Source organism: Faecalibacterium sp. Marseille-P9312 (genome assembly GCF_902497445.1).
GTDB lineage: Bacteria > Bacillota > Clostridia > Oscillospirales > Ruminococcaceae > Faecalibacterium > Faecalibacterium longum.
On the sequence record NZ_CABVEW010000010.1, the window covers coordinates 42,471 to 58,331 of the forward strand.

The window sequence follows — 15,861 nt, forward strand, 5'->3', positions numbered from 1 at the left end:
ATCTCGATTGAAAACAACTGCACATATAAAGCAAAAAAAAAAAAGAATATTCTTACTTGTCAATTTGCTGTAGAAAATCACCTGAGTTTGGGCAAAATTGATAAAGTGAAAAAGAAACCCGTTCCCATCTTGACACTCCGCAAAGAATATGGTATTGTAATCAAGCATAGAATAAATTTCCATTCAAGTGCTTAATTTGTTCGTGCCTTACAAAAAAGAAAATTGTACGTGAGCAGCGTCGTTGGATTGTTACCGTTTGGCGGGCTAGACCAACTCTGCATAGCACAAGCCGAAAGCGTGTTTCAGCCTTCGGTATGTTTGCTGTGTCAAGAGTGGTCTTTTTTTATTGCCTTTTTCAACCTGAGGAGGAGAAACAATGCAATATACCGTCAAAAAACCGATCAACAACAACATTCTGCGCGTGGTGGACCCCACGGGCTGTGAGCTGATCGTCACCGGGCGCGGTCTGGGCTTTGGCGTTAAGCCGGGCTATAAAATCGAGGCTGAAACCGTGGAGCGCAGCTACCGCATGACCAGCCCTGCCGTGCAGCAGAAGTTGGTGGAACTTCTGGAACAGATCCCGTATGAGCATCTGCTGCTCACCGATGAGCTGGTGGCAATGATCCGCAGCCGGGTGAACTACCCGCTGAACGAAAGCCTGCTCATCACGCTGGCCGACCACATCAGTTTTGCCATTCAGCGCAGCGAGCAGGGGATTCGCTTTTCCAACCCGCTGATGGCTCCCATTCGGGAATTCTACCCGGAAGAGTATCGCCTTGGTATGGAGTGCCTTGACACCATCCGCCAGCGCTGCCATGCAGACCTTTCGGACGACGAGGGCGGCTTCATTGCGCTGCACATCGTCAACGCAGAGCTCAACACCACCATGAGCGTGGTGAACGATGTCACCCGCTTTGTGGATGGCTGCGTGCAGGTGGTGGAATACTTTTACAACTGCCATTTTGACCGGGATGCACTGGATTTCAGCCGCTTTACAGTGCATTTGCGCTTTTTTGCGCAACGCGTATTTCAAGGAAAACAGGAACAGGAAAACGATACCCACGACGAAGTGTTCCGCGCCCTGATCGCCCGCAATTGCAGCGAACACTACAAATGCGCCTGCTGCATTGCGGAGTATGTCCGCAACACCTGGCACAAGGAGCTTTCGGACGAGGAACTGGTGTTCCTTACGATCCATCTGAAACGGATTCGGATGGGGAAGTAAGCTTTCTTGCGCCACCTTTGATTCTCCACAGGTCTTTCCTGTGTGGATATATATGCTGGATACGAACTTGAGAAAAGGAGAACTGAAGATGAAAGACAAGATCTTTGGCGTGCTGCAGCGCGTGGGACGCAGCTTTATGCTGCCCATTGCACTGCTGCCTGTAGCGGGCCTGCTGCTGGGTATCGGCAGCTCGTTCACCAACGAAACCATGCTGGCGGCCTATGGCCTGAACAGCGTCATCCACCCCGGTACCCTGATCTACACCATTCTGGACGTGATGAGCCAGACCGGCAGCGCCGTGTTCAACAATCTGGCCCTGCTCTTCGCCATGGGCGTGGCCATCGGCATGGCCCGCAAGGAAAAAGAGGTGGCCGCCCTGTCCGGCGCAGTGGCCTATATCATTATGAATACAGCCATTCAGGCCATGATCAATGCGGCAGGCGGCGTAGAAGCAATGCCCGCCAACTCCACCACCACCATGCTGGGCATCACGACCCTGCAAATGGGTGTGTTCGGCGGCATCGTGGTCGGTCTGGGCGTGGCGGCGCTGCACAACAAGTTCTATAAGATCGAGTTGCCGCAGGTGCTGGCCTTCTTCGGCGGCACCCGCTTCGTGCCCATCGTCAGCTCCATCGTGTATCTGGTGGTCGGCATTGCCATGTTCTATATCTGGCCGGTGGTGCAGAGCGGTATTGCCGCGCTGGGCGCACTGGTGCTGGCTTCCGGCTACGCAGGCACCTTTATTTACGGCCTGCTGGAGCGTGCGCTGATCCCCTTTGGACTGCATCATGTGTTCTATATGCCGTTCTGGCAGACCGCTGTGGGCGGCACCGCCATCATCGATGGCGTCACCGTGACCGGCGCACAGAACATCTTCTTTGCCGAGCTGGCTTCCAAGTCCACCACGGTGTTCTCGGTCAGCGCTACCCGTTTCATGGCCGGTAAGTTCCCCTTTATGATGTTCGGTCTGCCCGGCGCGGCGCTGGCGATGTACCAGTGCGCCAAGCCGGAAAAGAAAAAGGCGGCAGGCGGCCTGCTGCTGTCTGCTGCGTTGACGGCTTTCCTCACCGGCATCACCGAGCCGCTGGAATTTACCTTTATCTTTGTGGCACTGCCCATGTACGCGGTGCACTGCGTGCTGGCCGGTCTGTCCTTCATGCTGATGCACATTCTGAATGTGGGCGTGGGCATGACCTTCTCCGGCGGTCTCATCGACCTGGTGCTGTTCGGTGTGATGCAGGGCAACGCCAAGACCCACTGGGTGTGGGTGGTCGTGGTCGGTGCGGTGTATTTTGTACTGTACTACATCATTTTCCGCTTTATGATCTCCAAGTTTGACTACAAGACCCCGGGCCGCGATGATGCCGAGGAAGTCAAGCTGTACACCCGTGCGGACGTGAACGCCCGCAGCGCCGCTTCCGGCAGCACCGCCCCCGCAGGGGATGACCCGGTCAGCGCCCTGATCGTAGAAGGTCTGGGCGGCACCGCGAATCTGTCCGACGTGGACTGCTGTGCAACCCGCCTGCGCTGCACCGTCAAGGACGCTGCGCTGGTCCGGCAGGATGTGCTCAAAGCCTCCGGTGCCTCCGGCGTGATCTGCAAGGGCAACGGTGTGCAGGTGGTGTACGGCCCCAAGGTGGCCGTCATCAAGGCAAAGCTGGAAGATTATCTGGAAAATGCACCTAAGACCCCGGCGGCGACTGCAACACCCGCTCCGGCGGCCCCCGCAGCAAAGGATACCGTGCTGTCTGCCTGCCTGAACGGCACCGTCGTCCCGCTGGCCGATGTGAAGGATGAAGCCTTTGCCAGCGGTGCACTGGGGGACGGCATTGCCATTGAGCCCACCGATGGTGAACTGGTGGCACCTGCTGACGGTGAGATCTCCTCCACCTTTGAGACCCACCATGCCGTGGGCATGACCACAGCTGACGGTGCCGAACTGCTGATGCACATCGGCATCGATACGGTCAAGCTGGGTGGCAAGCACTTTACCTACCTCGTCAACGAGGGTGACAAGGTGAAGAAAGGCCAGCCGTTGATCCGCTTTGAACTGGAGGCCATTAAGGCCGAAGGCTATCCCGTGACCACGCCGCTCATTGTCTGCAATACGGATGACTATGCCGCTGTCGCGGCTAAAGCCAGTGGTGCCGTAAAGCAGGGCGATGCGCTGCTGGAACTGAAGCACTAAGCGTTTCTCCCAAACTGTAAGGCAGGGTTGTTATAAAAAAGGGGGGGGGGGCTGTTGCAAAATAGCCCCAACGAAAAAATGAGATAGACTTCCCCGAAAGGGGTGCCTATCTCATTTTTTGTTGTAAGCTGAAACTGCAATGAACCAACTACAACATGAACAGTATCGCAAAGTTAATCAATCGGAATATCCTTGTTCCGACCATCCGAAAATATCTTTGATGCGGACAGAAAACTGTGCGGAAGGACGCTCGCAGACAGCAGAACACCCGCTAAACAAATACCTCCGAGGACTCTTCCCATTTGGGAGTTGTCCTCAGAGGCTTTTTTAGTTTATATAGCAGCGGTCCTGTTTTATAAGCCAATCTTCACACAGCCGCTGGGCTTCGTCCTTTGTACAGCAGGTGCAGTTGAAAAGTCTGCCACGGAAAGAGCAGTAAGTGTAGCGTACCTTCGGGATTCCATTGTGCTGTCTCAAAAGGCCATTTTTTTTTTTTTGACCTTCCCCAACAAGCATTTTGCAACGCAAAATAGGCGTTTGTATAGACAGATGTACTGCTTGCCACGACAATGCATCCCTTCAGGCGTCAATTGTTATACTCCGAACAGAACATGAAGTCCAAGCCCCGCCACACCACACAAGCACATAGTCAGGATGGGGTTCCTCCTGAGCTTGCGCAACGCAAAGAACGCAACTGCAAAACTGCTGACGCCGATCCAATCTACATTCCTAAATGCTTTTGCATTACCTCCGAATACTACCATGGACAGGATGGAAAGCCCTGCCCCAAAAATCAGTGCTACAATGACCGGGCGCAGGCAGGCAAGAACGCTTTGCAGCAGAGAAATATCCTTGTATTTGCGGTAGATGTATGACAGCAGTGAAACAAAGAACAGGGCGGGTGTGATACAGCCCAGAGTTGCGATAATGGCTCCGGGAGCCTGTGCAATACGCAGACCTACAAAAGTTGCTGAGTTGACCGCAATGGGACCGGGGGTCATTTCTGCTATCGTAATGAGATCGGTGAATTCCTGCATGGTCAGCCAGCCGTGCTGTTCCACCACCTGACTTTGTATTAGAGGCATGGCAGCATAACCGCCGCCTACACTGAACATTCCTACCTGCAAAAAGCTGAGAAAAAGCTGTAAGTAGATCATTTTGCACCTCTTTTTTTCCACTGGTTCAATGCCCGTACTACACCGAAGGCTGCTGCAGCGAGGATGACCACAACCACATTGACATCAAACACTGTATTGGCGACAAACGCTGCGACCATCAGGGCAATATACACCCACGAGCGGGTCTTCAGAACCTTGTCGCCGAGGTCGAATACCACATCCAGAATGACCGCCGCTACGCCGGCTTGCATTCCCTTGAGCAGCAAAGCGATGTAATGATTGGCGGCAAAGGCGCTGTAGAACACGGAAATGACGGAAAGAATGATCATAGGGGGAATGATCGTGCCCAACACTGCCACGGTCATTCCCATAAGCCCTTCTACCTGCCAGCCTACCAGAATTGCAGCATTGACCGCGATTGCGCCCGGCGAGGACTGCGCCAGAGCAGTCATGTCCAGCATTTCCTGCTCATCGATCCAATGCAGCTCATCCACAAATTTTTTCTTCATAAAGGTCACGATGACAAAACCGCCGCCGAAGGTAAAGCTGCTAATGTACAGCGTACTCAAAAACAGCTTCCAAAGCCGTGCTGACCGTGTACCGTATGTTTTATTTTCATCCATACAAGTTTTCTTCTCCTTTTTTTGATTTTCGGACAACTATATTCGTTTTCTTGCTATTTCAAACAGCTTTTAACTGTTACTGCTTGCGAAAGCCCGTATTTTCCGGTATCCTTGTTTTAAGAACTGCGAAGCACGGAGGGAATCTCTATGAAACATAATACATTTCTCGTCAAGCCAGCGTCCAGCCTGTGCAATCTGCGTTGCCGGTACTGCTTTTATGACGATGTTTCCAACAGCCGAGCCTGCAAAAATATGGGACTGCTTTCCCATGAAATGGCAGGAGAACTGGTTGAAAAGGCTTTTGCAGCCACAGAGGAAGGCGGCAGCGTCCATTTTCTGTTTCAGGGCGGCGAACCGACTCTTGCCGGGTTGGATTTCTTCCGGTTCTTTCTGGAAACGGAGCGTTCCATGCAGCGCAATATCTCTGTGTTCCACAGCATCCAGACCAATGGCATTTGTCTGGATGAAGAGTGGGCTTCCTTTTTCAAAGCCAACTCTTTCCTCGTAGGCCTCTCTCTGGACGGCACACAGGAGAACCATGATCTCTATCGGCTGGACGCAGCTGGGCAGGGCACATGGGATAAAGTAACTCATGCGCTTGCGCTGCTGGATGCCTACAGGGTCGAAACGAATCTGCTCTGTGTTGTGACCGGACAGCTGGCCAGAAAGCCGCAGCGAGCCTTCAAAAGCCTCTGCGAGTTGGGACAGCACAATCTGCAATTCATCCCATGTCTTGACCCACTTGATACGATTGGAGGGCAGGCATATTCTCTAACGCCGGAACTTTATGGTCGTTTTCTGTGCGGCGTCTTTGATAATTGGTATCAGCAGCTGCAACGAGGCAATTATATCAGCGTTCGCAATTTTGAGGACTATCTGCGTATCCTGCTGGGAATGCCGCCTACCTCCTGCGCTTCCTCCGGTTCCTGTGGACATTATCTTACCGTAGAAGGTGACGGAAGCCTTTATCCCTGTGACTTTTATGTTCTGGATGAGTGGAAGCTGGGAAATCTGAGCCACTGTACCGTTGAAGATGCGCTTGATTCTCCCACAAGCCAGACATTTCTGGCACAGGGCCGCAAACGCCCGGCGGAATGCGCAGCATGTGCTTATCAGCTGCTCTGCCGGGGCGGATGCAAGCGAGATTGGGATGCCTCTGGAAGCAACCGCTTTTGCGCAGCGTATAAGCAGTTCTTTGCCTATGTGCTTCCGCGCCTGCATACTGCTGCACATTTTCTGGCACAACAAAACCGGTAAAGAGATTCTCCCGGAGAGCAGTACTGCCTCCGGGAGAATCTTTATTTTACCTTTTTGAGCTTCCGGATGGAATGGCCATCGTAGAGGATGGGCTTCATGACATAAGTGTAGTTCCGGTCATCGCATTCGCCGGTGGAAATCATCTCCATAAGCCGCAGCGCAAGCTGACGTCCCATCTCGAAGCCTTGCTCCACGGAGCAGGTAACATCCTCCTGCCGATAAGTTTCTTCGGAATAATCAAAACAGACCAGCGAATAATCTTCGGGTACAGTCTTCCCCATTTTCTGCAAGGTTTTCATGACCAGCCGATAGATGATGTAGTTGCAGCAGACGATAGCGGTGCATTTAGGGATGCTCTTCAGAAATCTTTCAATGGAACGGACATAGCTTTCGTTGTGGGCTTCGTCCGAAATACACCACTTGATGTAATCATCGTTCAGTTCCAAACCACGATTTCGCATCGCTTCCGCCATGCCTTGAAACTTTTCTACGCTCTGGTAGTTGTCGTACACGAAGATGCCTGCAATGTGGCTGTGTCCGGCATCCATCAGGCGTTCTATCAGCTGATGGGCACATTCGATATCATTGATCGTTACGCGGGGGCAGCGCAAGTTCCGATAGAAGTTGTTGTAGAATATCACCGGGATCTTACGTCGGTAAAGCTCCTTGTAGCAGTCAAGATTTGGGCTGAGGATGCTCGATTTGACACCATCCACGATGAAACCGTGAAAATTCTGATGTACCACAGTCTCCAGACAGCGGCGTTCGTTGCAGAATTTGTTATCGGTCAGAAATACATGGAGGTCAACCTGCTCCTGCGTCAGGACACTGCGAACCCCTTCGATTAATCCCGAATTTGCACTCGTATCCTGACCTTGCAAAACAAGGCCGATCTTATAAAGTGCATCCTCGGTGTTCAAATCGCGCGTCATCACCTTTTCCCGGTGGAAATAGGTGCCGCTCCCTTTGACTTTGTACACGATTCCTTCATTCACCAATCGGTCAATGGCAACTCGAATCGTTTCCCGGCTGACGCCCAGCTTTCGGCAGAGTGCATTTTCCGAGGGCAGTCGTTGATTTCCAGAAAACTTGTTTTCGTCGATATAAGCCAGAAGCCAACGATATACCTGAGCAGATTTTTTCTCAGCAGCCGAGAGCATGGGCAAACGCTCCTTTTCAGTCGGTGATGGTGGGGCGGGTGCCTTCTGCGTGCTGAATCCAGTTCAGCAAGCGCTCACGAAGCTCCGCTTTGACGTCGGCATATGCAGGATCTGCGACCACATTGTTCAGCTGCCACGGGTCTTTCTGCATATCGTAAAGGAAGTCGTCTGCATAAACATCGGATGCCGCAGCCTCGCCGCCGTTGACGCCGGGTGCATAGACAGAATACATATAATCTGCAGTACGGATGCAGCGTCCGCAACGGCTTTCCGAAATCTGTGCATAGACCTCATTGACTCTATTATGGTTTTTCTTTTCCACAACGTCAAGCAGATTTTCACCGATCATCTTATCACCGACATCCACGCCTGCCAGAGCCAGCAGAGTTTTGGGAATGCTTTCGGTACTGACCAGGTCGGTGATCTCTTTGCCGCCCGTGAACGGGCCGCCGCAGATGACCAGCGGCACATGCAGGCAACCGTCATGGCAGGAGCGCTTGTAATCATCATAGCCGTTCAGGTGCGCGTCACGGTTGCGGGTCTTGAAGTGAGAGCCATGGTCGGAAGCATAGAGGATAACTGTATTATCATACAGGCCTTTTTCTTTCAGCTTTGACACCAGCTTACCAAGGTTTTCATCAAGGCTGGCACACTGGCCCAGATAATCCGGGTACTCTTCCGCTGCGTTTCCACCCAGAGCCTTCAGATCTTCCGGCAGAACAAAATCTGCGAATCGCTGCTTGGAACCGTTGGGGCCTTCGTAGTGATTATGGTCGTTCTGATGGTGCGGCTCGATCTGCGACACGGTCATGAAGAAGGGCTTTTCGCCGGCATACTGGTCAAGATAGTCCAGCGCAAACTGGTTAATGCAGTCGGCACGGTAGCCCTTGAAATCGATGCGGTTGTTGTTCTCATCAAACACATAGCCATCGTAGCCGTGGGAGGTGAACTCCAGCACATCCGCAGCACGCCAGTAACCGGTATAGCCACCGCGCAGCTCCAGCGGAACAGCGGTGATGGTGTGGTCAACGGTGGGCTTTTTCTCCAGCTCACCGTCCGAAGCCAGATGCCACTTGCCGATGTAGGCCGTCTCGTAGCCGGCATCCTTTTCCATGTACTCGCCCAAAGTCTTGATGTTGGAGGGCAGCATCAGATTGTTGCGGAAGCAGCCAGTCTCGGTGGGGTATTTGCCGGTCTGGAACAGGGCACGGCAGGGACCACACACTGGCTGAGGCGAAAAGGCATTGTCAAACTTCACGCCTTCTGCTGCCAGCTCGTCCAGATTGGGCGTGATATTCAACGGCTGACCAAAACAGCCGCAGGTGTCCCAGCGTTGCTGGTCACTGAAATAGAAAATAATATTATATGCCATGTGTTTACCTCCGTTTACGGTTTCAGGTTAGCGGCTTTTGTTTCCTTCATCTTGCCACGAAGAATGCCGAGAATGACGACCACAATCAGCGCAATGAAGATCCAGCAGTACACGCTGCTCACGAAAATTCTGGGGCTTCCATCCGAGATGAGCAGAGCGCGGCGGAAGTTGGTTTCCGTCATGTTGCCCAGCACCATACCCAGCAGCACAGGGACGGCAGGCAGCTCCAGCTTGCGCATGAACCATGCCATCACGCCAAATACCAGTGCCACGCTCAAATCAAAATAGCTGCTGTTTACCGAGTAAGCACCGGCAAAACAGAAGATAACGATGATGGGGGTCAGGATCTGCTGCGGAATCGAGACGACCTTTGCAAACAGGCTGGTCAGGTACTTGCCCTGCAGGAACATAAAGATGTTCACAAGGATAAGACCCAGCATGATGGCATACATGATCGGGCCATCCGTGGTAAAGAGGGAGAGACCGGGGTTCAGACCGTTGATCATCAGAGCGGACAGCATGATAGCCACGCAGCCATCGCCGGGGATGCCCAGTGTCAGCAGGGGGATGAGGGTTGCACCGCAGACGGCGTTGTTGGCCGACTCAGCCGCAGCAACGCCCTCCACAGAACCGTGGCCGAACTCTTCCGGATGCTTGGACATATTCTTTGCGGTGTTGTAGGAGAACCACGAGGCCTCCGATGCACCGGTGCCGGGCACGATGCCCACGCAGGAGCCGATGAGAGAGCCGATGAGCACCGGGCGGAGCATCCGCTTGTACTCATCCTTCGTGATCTTGCCGTCGTCGTTGCCGATCTTTCCGGCGTGGAGGTTCAGTTCATTTCGCTTCAATTCAGCCTTGCCGATGATCTCCACCAGTGCGAACAGGCCGATGAGGGTGACGGCAAGGTCGAGGCCCAGATACAAACGAGGGATACCGAAGGTGAAGCGGTCATAGCTGGTCATGGGGTCTGCACCAACACAAGAAATGATCAGACCGAGGCAGGCAGCGATGATGCCCTTGACGAGACTTTTGCCCGAAACGCCTGCGATGATGGTCATGCCGAACAGACAGACCATGAAGTACTCGGCTGTTCCAAGCTGCGCCGAAATTTTGGCGACCTGGGGGCCGAGGAAGAGCAGCACCAGCGCAGAGAAGATGCCGCCGAAGGTGGAGGCGTAGAGCGCAATTTTAAGTGCGGCTTTCGTGCGGCCCATCTTGGACAGCGGATTACCGTCCAGCATCGTAGCGGCCGCATGGGGAGTGCCGGGCGTGTTAATAAGAATAGCCGACACCGAACCGCCGTATCCGCCCGCACAGTAGATGCCCAGAAGGAACATCATGCCGGGGATCGCCCTCATGGTGTAGGTGACGGGCAGGAACAGGATGATGCAGAGGATAACGCTCAGGCCCGGGATGGCTGCGAACACGCAGCCGATAAAGACACCGAGGTTGATCCAGATGATATTTTCGAGGGTGAAGAGCAGCCCGGAGGCCGGGCCGATAAAATCAAACAAACCCATATTCTGCCTCCTCAGAAACTAACATTCAGAACAAAGTGGAACACGACCCAGATCAGTACGGCCATCGAGACCGTGATGGCGTAGTAGAGGGGCTTCTTGCAGCGGAAAAACAGCAGAAAGGCCAGTGCGCAGAACACGGCACCCACCACGAACAGGTCGGTGACCTTCGCCAGAAGATAGGTGATCACCAGAATGAAGACGATGACCAGAGCTTTTGCTTCCACCAAGAGATTCAGCGTTTTCGTTTTGACGGGACGGTGCATCACCATGTTGTATGCCTCCCGGCCCACCAGAAGGGCGCTCATGGCCAGCATGAGCCAGACCAGCATCGTCGGGAAGGCGCGGCCGTTCACAACGTCCTTTTCCGAAATCTGCACCTGCTGGGGCATGATGAGCAGCAACACAATGCCGATGACCAGAAACAGAACGCCGCAGATCAGGTCTACAGGGTACTCGATATTCTTCAGCTCGAGCTTTGTACCCCATTCGTCCAGCTTTGCCTCGGTATGTTCTATCAGATTTTTCACCAGTTTCAACTCCTTTTTGAAATGTAAAAGCAGGGGGAAAGGGATGACCCCCGTTCCCCCTGCTTCGGCTTTTTTCGCTATGAGTTTTTTATCAGCCGGCTACGATGTCCTTATACTGCTCAACGATGCTCTTGACGTTTTCGATATGAGCCTTGACGTCATCTTCACTCATCGTGTCAACTTCCAGCAGCATGGTATCGTTTAACCACTCGACCATTTCCTGGTCGGCAAGGATCTTGTCGTACAGCTCCTTCAGTTCTGCAACCTTTGCAGCATCGGTGCCCTTGCGCGCCATCACGAAGCAGCGGTTGCGGAAGAAGGGATAGCCCTTGGAGCCGACGCCCTCGACCCCTGCGAAGGGGCCGTTTTCGATAGCCTTGTCGTCGAATGCGCAGACCACGTCAACGCCGCCCTGCTGGTAGGTTTCGAGGATCTGGGACTGGTGAGAAACAGCGAAATTCGTTTCGCCCTTTGCCACAGCCTGTGCAGCCTCGGCTGCAGACTGATACGGAGTCAACTTGAGCTGGTCGCCGGCACCCATTGAACCGAACAGAGCCGCTGCCAGGAAAGCTTCAGAGCCGGTAGCACCGTTGACTGCCACAGACACCGGGTTGCCAGCCTTGACATAGGCTTCCAGGTCGTTCAGATTCTTAAGGTTCAGCGAAGAATCTGCGGACAGAACGAAAACGGAAGAATACAGGTTCTCAACGAACTCGAAATCGTCATAGCTGAACTGCAGCTTGGCCGGGTCCAGCGTCTCGGTGATGGCGAACAGACCTTCGCCAGCGAAAACCAGTTCCTTGTCGTTTGCTTTGGTGCTGGATACCCATGTGTTGACGGTAGCAGCATCGCCCTTGATGGCCTCTGCCACCAGAGTGATCTTCTTATCCGAGTAATCCGGGGACATGGCCGCAGCCTTCTGACTTACCATTGCAGCAACACCGGACGGTGCCCACGGGCAGGTGACCTTCCAGCTTTCTTGTTTGCTTCCGCAGCCAGTGAGCATCGACAAAGCGAGCACACCAGCGGTAACAAACGCCGCCATACGCTTTTTCATCATTTTACTCTCCTTTTTTCTTTATGCCTTTTCGTGTGAGGAAAGCACTGAACGGTGCTTTTGTTGTCACCAGAATAGCATGTTCACTCATTGCAAGTCAACAAATTTTCTTGTTTTTTGCTAAAAGTTGTATGGCAATGCCGCTAAATGGCTATTTCTGTATTCGACATGAGAAAACATATTGTGCATATTGCTTTACTGAACAAGCTCCTTTTGTGCAACTTGAAATGCTTGACAAACAATCCGTTGACGGACGGAAAAAGGGAGGTGCTAATTTATCTGGTATTGTCTTTTTGGATGGAAAGAGGAGGAAGGACGGACAGTACAGCATATGGCGTTTTTTTTGTGCTCCCTATAAAGATGATGGGGTTATAGCTTTGTGAGCTCAGTCTCGTCTGATGGATTACTGAAACCTTCTCAGATAGCAAGGAATAGTCCGGATTTCTAATTCTATTCCTCTTTAGTTAAAGGACGGGAAGGTGTATTTGACATAAAAAACCATTCCGAGATTTGTAAGACCTTTGCATTGATTTCATTCGTTTATGGTTTGTTATAGACCGCCACAATCTGTGAATGAACGATGTTGAGGGTTACTATGGAATACGTATCAATTAAACAAATCTCTGAAAAATGGGGCATTTGTGCAAGACGAGTGCAGACCTTATGTACAGAAGGCCGCATCGAAGGAGCACAGCGTGTTGGGCATCAGTGGATCATTCCGGCAAATGCTCCAAAACCAAAAGATGCTAGAGTCAAAAGCAGAAAATACATTAAATCGAAGAATGAAAATGGAGAAGATATAGATGAACAGAAAACCATATAGTGCAGGAGCCGTGAAATTTTCATTCTGGTTTATTGAGTTTCGGAAAACGGTCCAGTTACTGGCAGAGGGCAAAAGTTTTTCGGAAATAAAACTGTTGAACGAGCAAGAGAATATTTACAGCGCATCCACAAAGGCACGGGCACAGATGATCTACTCTCTACCGTTACGGCGCGCATAAAGATGCTGGACCCCAGCTTTTACCCGGTTTTCCTGAGCAGCGATATTGCAACGCAGAAGATGTTTGCGCTGGTAGCAGCACTTGCACACGATACGCTTTTCTTTGACTTTGTGTACGAAGTTGTGCGGGAAAAGATGATCCTTGGAGTGGACGAACTGACTGATGCGGATATTCGGGTGTTCTTCAAGGACAAGCAGGCGCAAAGCGAGAAAGTAGCAGCCTTTCAGGACTACACGCTGCATCGGCTGGGAGCGGCATACAAAACGCAGCTCTACGAGGCAGGAATGCTGGACGGAAACAGGGCAGCTCGCGCAAGATCCTGCGCCCGATTTTGGACATTGCGCTGGAGCGCTGGCTGCAAGACAATGGATATGCCATTATGGTCAATGCGCTTACGGGGGTAAGATAAGATGGAAACTGTGAATGGATGCCTGAGCGACCGGCTGGATGAGATGGAAGCGGCAATCCGGAAAACGTCCTTCCGCAAGGGAACCGGCAGAGCCAACGAGGTGAACTACTGGGTTTTCGACTATCCACCGGAAAAAGAGCTGGAAGTCCGTGCTCGAATCGAGTATATGAAAGGCAAAAATGCCCGTGGCGATGATGACTTTGATCTGGTGGTATTTGATCTCTACGATGTCATCATTGATTTTCTGGAGAAGAAGCGCTTTTTGGAAAAGTGCTATGACTTTGAAAAGAAAAACGGGATGGAACGGATCACCAAAGCGGTTACCAACGCCATGAAGATCAATGACAACGACAGCCTCATCGTGCAGTATATCAAGGAACATACGCCGGAGAACGCCATCGTGTTTTTGACGGGTATCGGAAAGTGCTATCCGATTTTGCGGTCCCATAAGGTTTTGAACAACCTGCATCAGGCATTTGTCCGCTGCCCGGTCGTAATGTTCTTTCCGGGCACCTACAACGAACAGGAACTGATCTTGTTCAACGAGATCAAGGACGATAACTATTACCGGGCATTCCGGCTGGTGAAATAAAGGGAGGATACAGTAGCTATGCAGATCAAGGAGATGTTCCGTAAGGAGATTGACCGTGAACTTCAGGGCGTTATCGTAGTCGGTCAGGGCGCAGAGACCAATGTTGCACAGGAACTGGAAGAGTATGTGGTGACTCGTGAACTGGTAGCCGAAGCAAAGGTCGCTCTGGAAACCCTAGAAAAGCAGCTCGTGCAGGCACAGGAAGAATACGAAGAAGCCACCCAAACAGCAAAGCGTAGCAACTACATCTGCAACGAGCTGTTTACATGGGCGGATGTTTACGACACTGCCAACCACGATGAACGCCGCGCCATTTTGCAGCAGTTCATCAAGGAGATTCGCGTCCGAAAAGACTATGAGATCTCGATTGCGCTGAACGCCAGCTTCAATCAAGTGGAACAGCTCAAGGCTGTATCGACCTACGATGGTGCGGAGATTTTTGAAGAAATTTCCGAGAAGGGGGCATAAAAGCGATGCGCTTGCCCGCAGCACTCTGCAAAATGCAAAGAAAGAAGCGTGAAACCGATGGATTTTCAAAAAATATATTGATGACCCCGCCCGGTTCGCATCCGACTTCAGGGTTCGGAGCCCGGCACGGTCTGCCAAAGTTTTTTGGGCATAAAAAACGCCGCATCGTACAAAATGATGCGAGAGCATCCCCGGTAGACATTCCTACTGGTTGGGACCCGCGCACTAAGCAACAGCGACGAGTTGCGTTAGCTGATTTTTCCGCAGCCCCTTGGCGGAGCTTTGAAAAATCAGAACGCGGCCCCAACAGCTCCTCCCTGTTTCAGCCACTGGCTGCGGTCGTCGCCGTTGCACTGGGCTGATTGCTTACCCTGCCTGCGGCAGGGCCGTGCTGTTCGAATCCCTCTGGGTCCCAAAGCCAGCGTGTGACTTATGTGTACGCAAAAGAAAAGCAGCAGCGTTAAAATTACGCTGCTGCTAAAAGTGGACCTAGAGGGATTCGAACCCTTGACCTCTCGGATGCGAACCGAACGCTCTCCCAGCTGAGCTATAGGCCCATATTTGTTTTTCAGAACGAGAACAGTGTAACTCTTTTAGAAAGATTTGTCAAGGACTTTTCACCCGGGTGGCCTGCGGGGAACATCCGGCTGAATCGGACGCGCCGTTTCTTATAAAAACGGCAGATCCTTTAGTAAAAATAACAGTGGCTCTTGGAGAAAAAGCGTGCTACAATAATGCTGAGACTTCTGTACATAAAAAGTCTATCACCCAAAGTCAGGAGGACAACGGTTATGGAATTTACTAAGGTCGTTGCAGAGCGTTATTCCTGCAAGAATTTCAGCACACGCAAGGTAGAAGCCGAGAAGCTGACGGAGATCCTGGAAGCGGGTCGGCTGGCCCCGACCGCCAAGAATTCTCAGGAGCAGCGCATCTATGTGCTGCAGTCGGAAGAAAGCCTGGCAAAGCTCGACAAGGTGACGCCCTGCCGCTATGGCGCACCTACCTGCCTCGTCGTGGCCTTCGATAAAAACAGCGTCTTTACTTATCCCGGCGGAAAGCGAGACTCCGGCATGGAGGATGCCGCCATCGTGGCGACCCACCTGATGCTGGCTGCCGCCAACGCAGGTGTGGACAGCTGCTGGCTCAACTTCTTCGACCCGGATGAGCTGGCCAAGGAGCTGAGCCTGCCGGAAAATGAAGAGGTCCTGATGATCCTCGACCTCGGCTATGCCGCAGAGGGCGCAGGGCCGCTGGCAAACCACGGCTCAAGAAAGCCCCTGTCCGAGACGGTCGCATACCTGTAATACAAAAAAACACCCGGAGATGCCTCCGGGTGTTTTT

At 52.4% G+C, this 15,861-nt stretch carries 17 protein-coding genes and 1 tRNA gene; 10 read left to right on the top strand and 8 right to left on the bottom strand.

The genetic code is table 11. From position 1 onward, the window contains the following. Positions 1-376: 376 nt before the first annotated feature. A complete protein-coding gene (locus F3G95_RS08965; RefSeq protein ID WP_149794656.1) occupies positions 377-1,225 on the top strand; it encodes a PRD domain-containing protein in 849 nt (282 codons plus the stop codon). 88 nt (positions 1,226-1,313) lie between these two features. Next, positions 1,314-3,413, top strand: coding sequence for a PTS transporter subunit IIABC (locus tag F3G95_RS08970; RefSeq protein ID WP_149794657.1), 2,100 nt, complete (start codon positions 1,314-1,316; stop codon positions 3,411-3,413). 593 nt (positions 3,414-4,006) lie between these two features. Here F3G95_RS08970 and F3G95_RS08980 read toward each other — a convergent pair. Both F3G95_RS08980 and F3G95_RS08985 read right to left on the bottom strand, forming a co-directional pair. Beyond that, on the bottom strand, positions 4,007-4,570 hold the full coding sequence (locus F3G95_RS08980) for a chromate transporter (protein ID WP_149794658.1): 564 nt from the start codon (positions 4,568-4,570) through the stop codon (positions 4,007-4,009). Continuing rightward, positions 4,567-5,154 (bottom strand): chromate transporter, encoded by a 588-nt coding sequence (locus tag F3G95_RS08985; protein ID WP_149794659.1) that lies wholly within the window; start codon positions 5,152-5,154, stop codon positions 4,567-4,569. The genes F3G95_RS08980 and F3G95_RS08985 overlap by 4 nt, the downstream gene beginning before the upstream one ends. Positions 5,155-5,301: 147 nt before the next feature. Between F3G95_RS08985 and F3G95_RS08990 the strand changes: the two genes are divergently transcribed. Continuing rightward, on the top strand, positions 5,302-6,411 hold the full coding sequence (locus F3G95_RS08990) for an anaerobic sulfatase maturase (protein ID WP_113991664.1): 1,110 nt from the start codon (positions 5,302-5,304) through the stop codon (positions 6,409-6,411). 41 nt (positions 6,412-6,452) lie between these two features. Here F3G95_RS08990 and F3G95_RS08995 read toward each other — a convergent pair whose 3' ends face one another. The 5 genes from F3G95_RS08995 to F3G95_RS09015 all read right to left on the bottom strand — a co-directional run bounded on the left by F3G95_RS08995 (position 6,453) and on the right by F3G95_RS09015 (position 12,050). Continuing rightward, positions 6,453-7,571, bottom strand: a complete 1,119-nt coding sequence (locus tag F3G95_RS08995) for a GntR family transcriptional regulator (protein WP_113991663.1) — start codon at positions 7,569-7,571, stop codon at positions 6,453-6,455. Positions 7,572-7,587: 16 nt separating this feature from the next. Next, entirely contained in the window at positions 7,588-8,943 is a 1,356-nt protein-coding gene (locus F3G95_RS09000; RefSeq protein ID WP_149794660.1) for a sulfatase-like hydrolase/transferase, read from the bottom strand. A gap of 14 nt (positions 8,944-8,957) precedes the next feature. Next, positions 8,958-10,466 (bottom strand): tripartite tricarboxylate transporter permease, encoded by a 1,509-nt coding sequence (locus F3G95_RS09005; protein WP_149794661.1) that lies wholly within the window; start codon positions 10,464-10,466, stop codon positions 8,958-8,960. An 11-nt stretch (positions 10,467-10,477) separates the two neighbouring features. Continuing rightward, positions 10,478-10,993, bottom strand: a complete 516-nt coding sequence (locus F3G95_RS09010) for a tripartite tricarboxylate transporter TctB family protein (protein WP_243130340.1) — start codon at positions 10,991-10,993, stop codon at positions 10,478-10,480. A 91-nt stretch (positions 10,994-11,084) separates the two neighbouring features. Continuing rightward, positions 11,085-12,050, bottom strand: coding sequence for a tripartite tricarboxylate transporter substrate-binding protein (locus F3G95_RS09015; RefSeq protein ID WP_149794695.1), 966 nt, complete (start codon positions 12,048-12,050; stop codon positions 11,085-11,087). 595 nt (positions 12,051-12,645) lie between these two features. On the opposite strand from F3G95_RS09015, the gene F3G95_RS09025 reads away from it, so the two are divergent. From F3G95_RS09025 to F3G95_RS09045, 6 genes are read left to right on the top strand one after another with little or no spacing between them, the layout of a single operon-like run. Continuing rightward, entirely contained in the window at positions 12,646-12,873 is a 228-nt protein-coding gene (locus F3G95_RS09025; RefSeq protein ID WP_149794664.1) for a DNA-binding protein, read from the top strand. Then, entirely contained in the window at positions 12,854-13,051 is a 198-nt protein-coding gene (locus F3G95_RS14105; RefSeq protein ID WP_347562907.1) for a BrxA family protein, read from the top strand. The genes F3G95_RS09025 and F3G95_RS14105 overlap by 20 nt, the downstream gene beginning before the upstream one ends. 2 nt (positions 13,052-13,053) lie before the next feature. Next, the gene (locus F3G95_RS09030; protein ID WP_347562908.1) at positions 13,054-13,455 is read left to right on the top strand and encodes a DUF1819 family protein; all 402 of its coding nucleotides are present in this window, start codon (positions 13,054-13,056) and stop codon (positions 13,453-13,455) included. Positions 13,456-13,461: 6 nt separating this feature from the next. After that, the gene (locus tag F3G95_RS09035; RefSeq protein ID WP_097839703.1) at positions 13,462-14,052 is read left to right on the top strand and encodes a DUF1788 domain-containing protein; all 591 of its coding nucleotides are present in this window, start codon (positions 13,462-13,464) and stop codon (positions 14,050-14,052) included. 18 nt (positions 14,053-14,070) lie between these two features. Beyond that, entirely contained in the window at positions 14,071-14,520 is a 450-nt protein-coding gene (locus F3G95_RS09040) for a hypothetical protein (protein ID WP_149794665.1), read from the top strand. A 5-nt stretch (positions 14,521-14,525) separates the two neighbouring features. Further along, positions 14,526-14,882: a hypothetical protein gene (locus F3G95_RS09045; protein ID WP_188117538.1), complete on the top strand. Its 357-nt coding sequence runs from the start codon at positions 14,526-14,528 to the stop codon at positions 14,880-14,882. A 122-nt stretch (positions 14,883-15,004) separates the two neighbouring features. On the opposite strand, the gene F3G95_RS09050 is transcribed toward F3G95_RS09045, so the two are convergent. Beyond that, positions 15,005-15,077: transfer RNA gene (locus F3G95_RS09050), tRNA-Ala, on the bottom strand. A gap of 234 nt (positions 15,078-15,311) precedes the next feature. On the opposite strand from F3G95_RS09050, the gene F3G95_RS09055 reads away from it, so the two are divergent. Further along, positions 15,312-15,824: a nitroreductase family protein gene (locus tag F3G95_RS09055; RefSeq protein ID WP_149794667.1), complete on the top strand. Its 513-nt coding sequence runs from the start codon at positions 15,312-15,314 to the stop codon at positions 15,822-15,824. The last annotated feature ends 37 nt before the right edge of the window (positions 15,825-15,861 follow it).

What these genes read in the sequence shown, in the direction of transcription:
- F3G95_RS14105 (WP_347562907.1), top strand. Translation starts at nt 12,854, where the DNA reads ATGAACAGAAAACCATATAGTGCAGGAGCCGTGAAATTTTCATTCTGG.
- F3G95_RS08995 (WP_113991663.1), bottom strand. Translation starts at nt 7,571, where the DNA reads ATGCTCTCGGCTGCTGAGAAAAAATCTGCTCAGGTATATCGTTGGCTT.
- F3G95_RS09055 (WP_149794667.1), top strand. Translation starts at nt 15,312, where the DNA reads ATGGAATTTACTAAGGTCGTTGCAGAGCGTTATTCCTGCAAGAATTTC.
- F3G95_RS08970 (WP_149794657.1), top strand. Translation starts at nt 1,314, where the DNA reads ATGAAAGACAAGATCTTTGGCGTGCTGCAGCGCGTGGGACGCAGCTTT.
- F3G95_RS09030 (WP_347562908.1), top strand. Translation starts at nt 13,054, where the DNA reads ATGCTGGACCCCAGCTTTTACCCGGTTTTCCTGAGCAGCGATATTGCA.
- F3G95_RS09035 (WP_097839703.1), top strand. Translation starts at nt 13,462, where the DNA reads ATGGAAACTGTGAATGGATGCCTGAGCGACCGGCTGGATGAGATGGAA.
- F3G95_RS09005 (WP_149794661.1), bottom strand. Translation starts at nt 10,466, where the DNA reads ATGGGTTTGTTTGATTTTATCGGCCCGGCCTCCGGGCTGCTCTTCACC.
- F3G95_RS08990 (WP_113991664.1), top strand. Translation starts at nt 5,302, where the DNA reads ATGAAACATAATACATTTCTCGTCAAGCCAGCGTCCAGCCTGTGCAAT.
- F3G95_RS08985 (WP_149794659.1), bottom strand. Translation starts at nt 5,154, where the DNA reads ATGGATGAAAATAAAACATACGGTACACGGTCAGCACGGCTTTGGAAG.
- F3G95_RS09000 (WP_149794660.1), bottom strand. Translation starts at nt 8,943, where the DNA reads ATGGCATATAATATTATTTTCTATTTCAGTGACCAGCAACGCTGGGAC.
- F3G95_RS09025 (WP_149794664.1), top strand. Translation starts at nt 12,646, where the DNA reads ATGGAATACGTATCAATTAAACAAATCTCTGAAAAATGGGGCATTTGT.
- F3G95_RS09045 (WP_188117538.1), top strand. Translation starts at nt 14,526, where the DNA reads ATGCGCTTGCCCGCAGCACTCTGCAAAATGCAAAGAAAGAAGCGTGAA.
- F3G95_RS09040 (WP_149794665.1), top strand. Translation starts at nt 14,071, where the DNA reads ATGCAGATCAAGGAGATGTTCCGTAAGGAGATTGACCGTGAACTTCAG.
- F3G95_RS08980 (WP_149794658.1), bottom strand. Translation starts at nt 4,570, where the DNA reads ATGATCTACTTACAGCTTTTTCTCAGCTTTTTGCAGGTAGGAATGTTC.
- F3G95_RS09015 (WP_149794695.1), bottom strand. Translation starts at nt 12,050, where the DNA reads ATGAAAAAGCGTATGGCGGCGTTTGTTACCGCTGGTGTGCTCGCTTTG.
- F3G95_RS08965 (WP_149794656.1), top strand. Translation starts at nt 377, where the DNA reads ATGCAATATACCGTCAAAAAACCGATCAACAACAACATTCTGCGCGTG.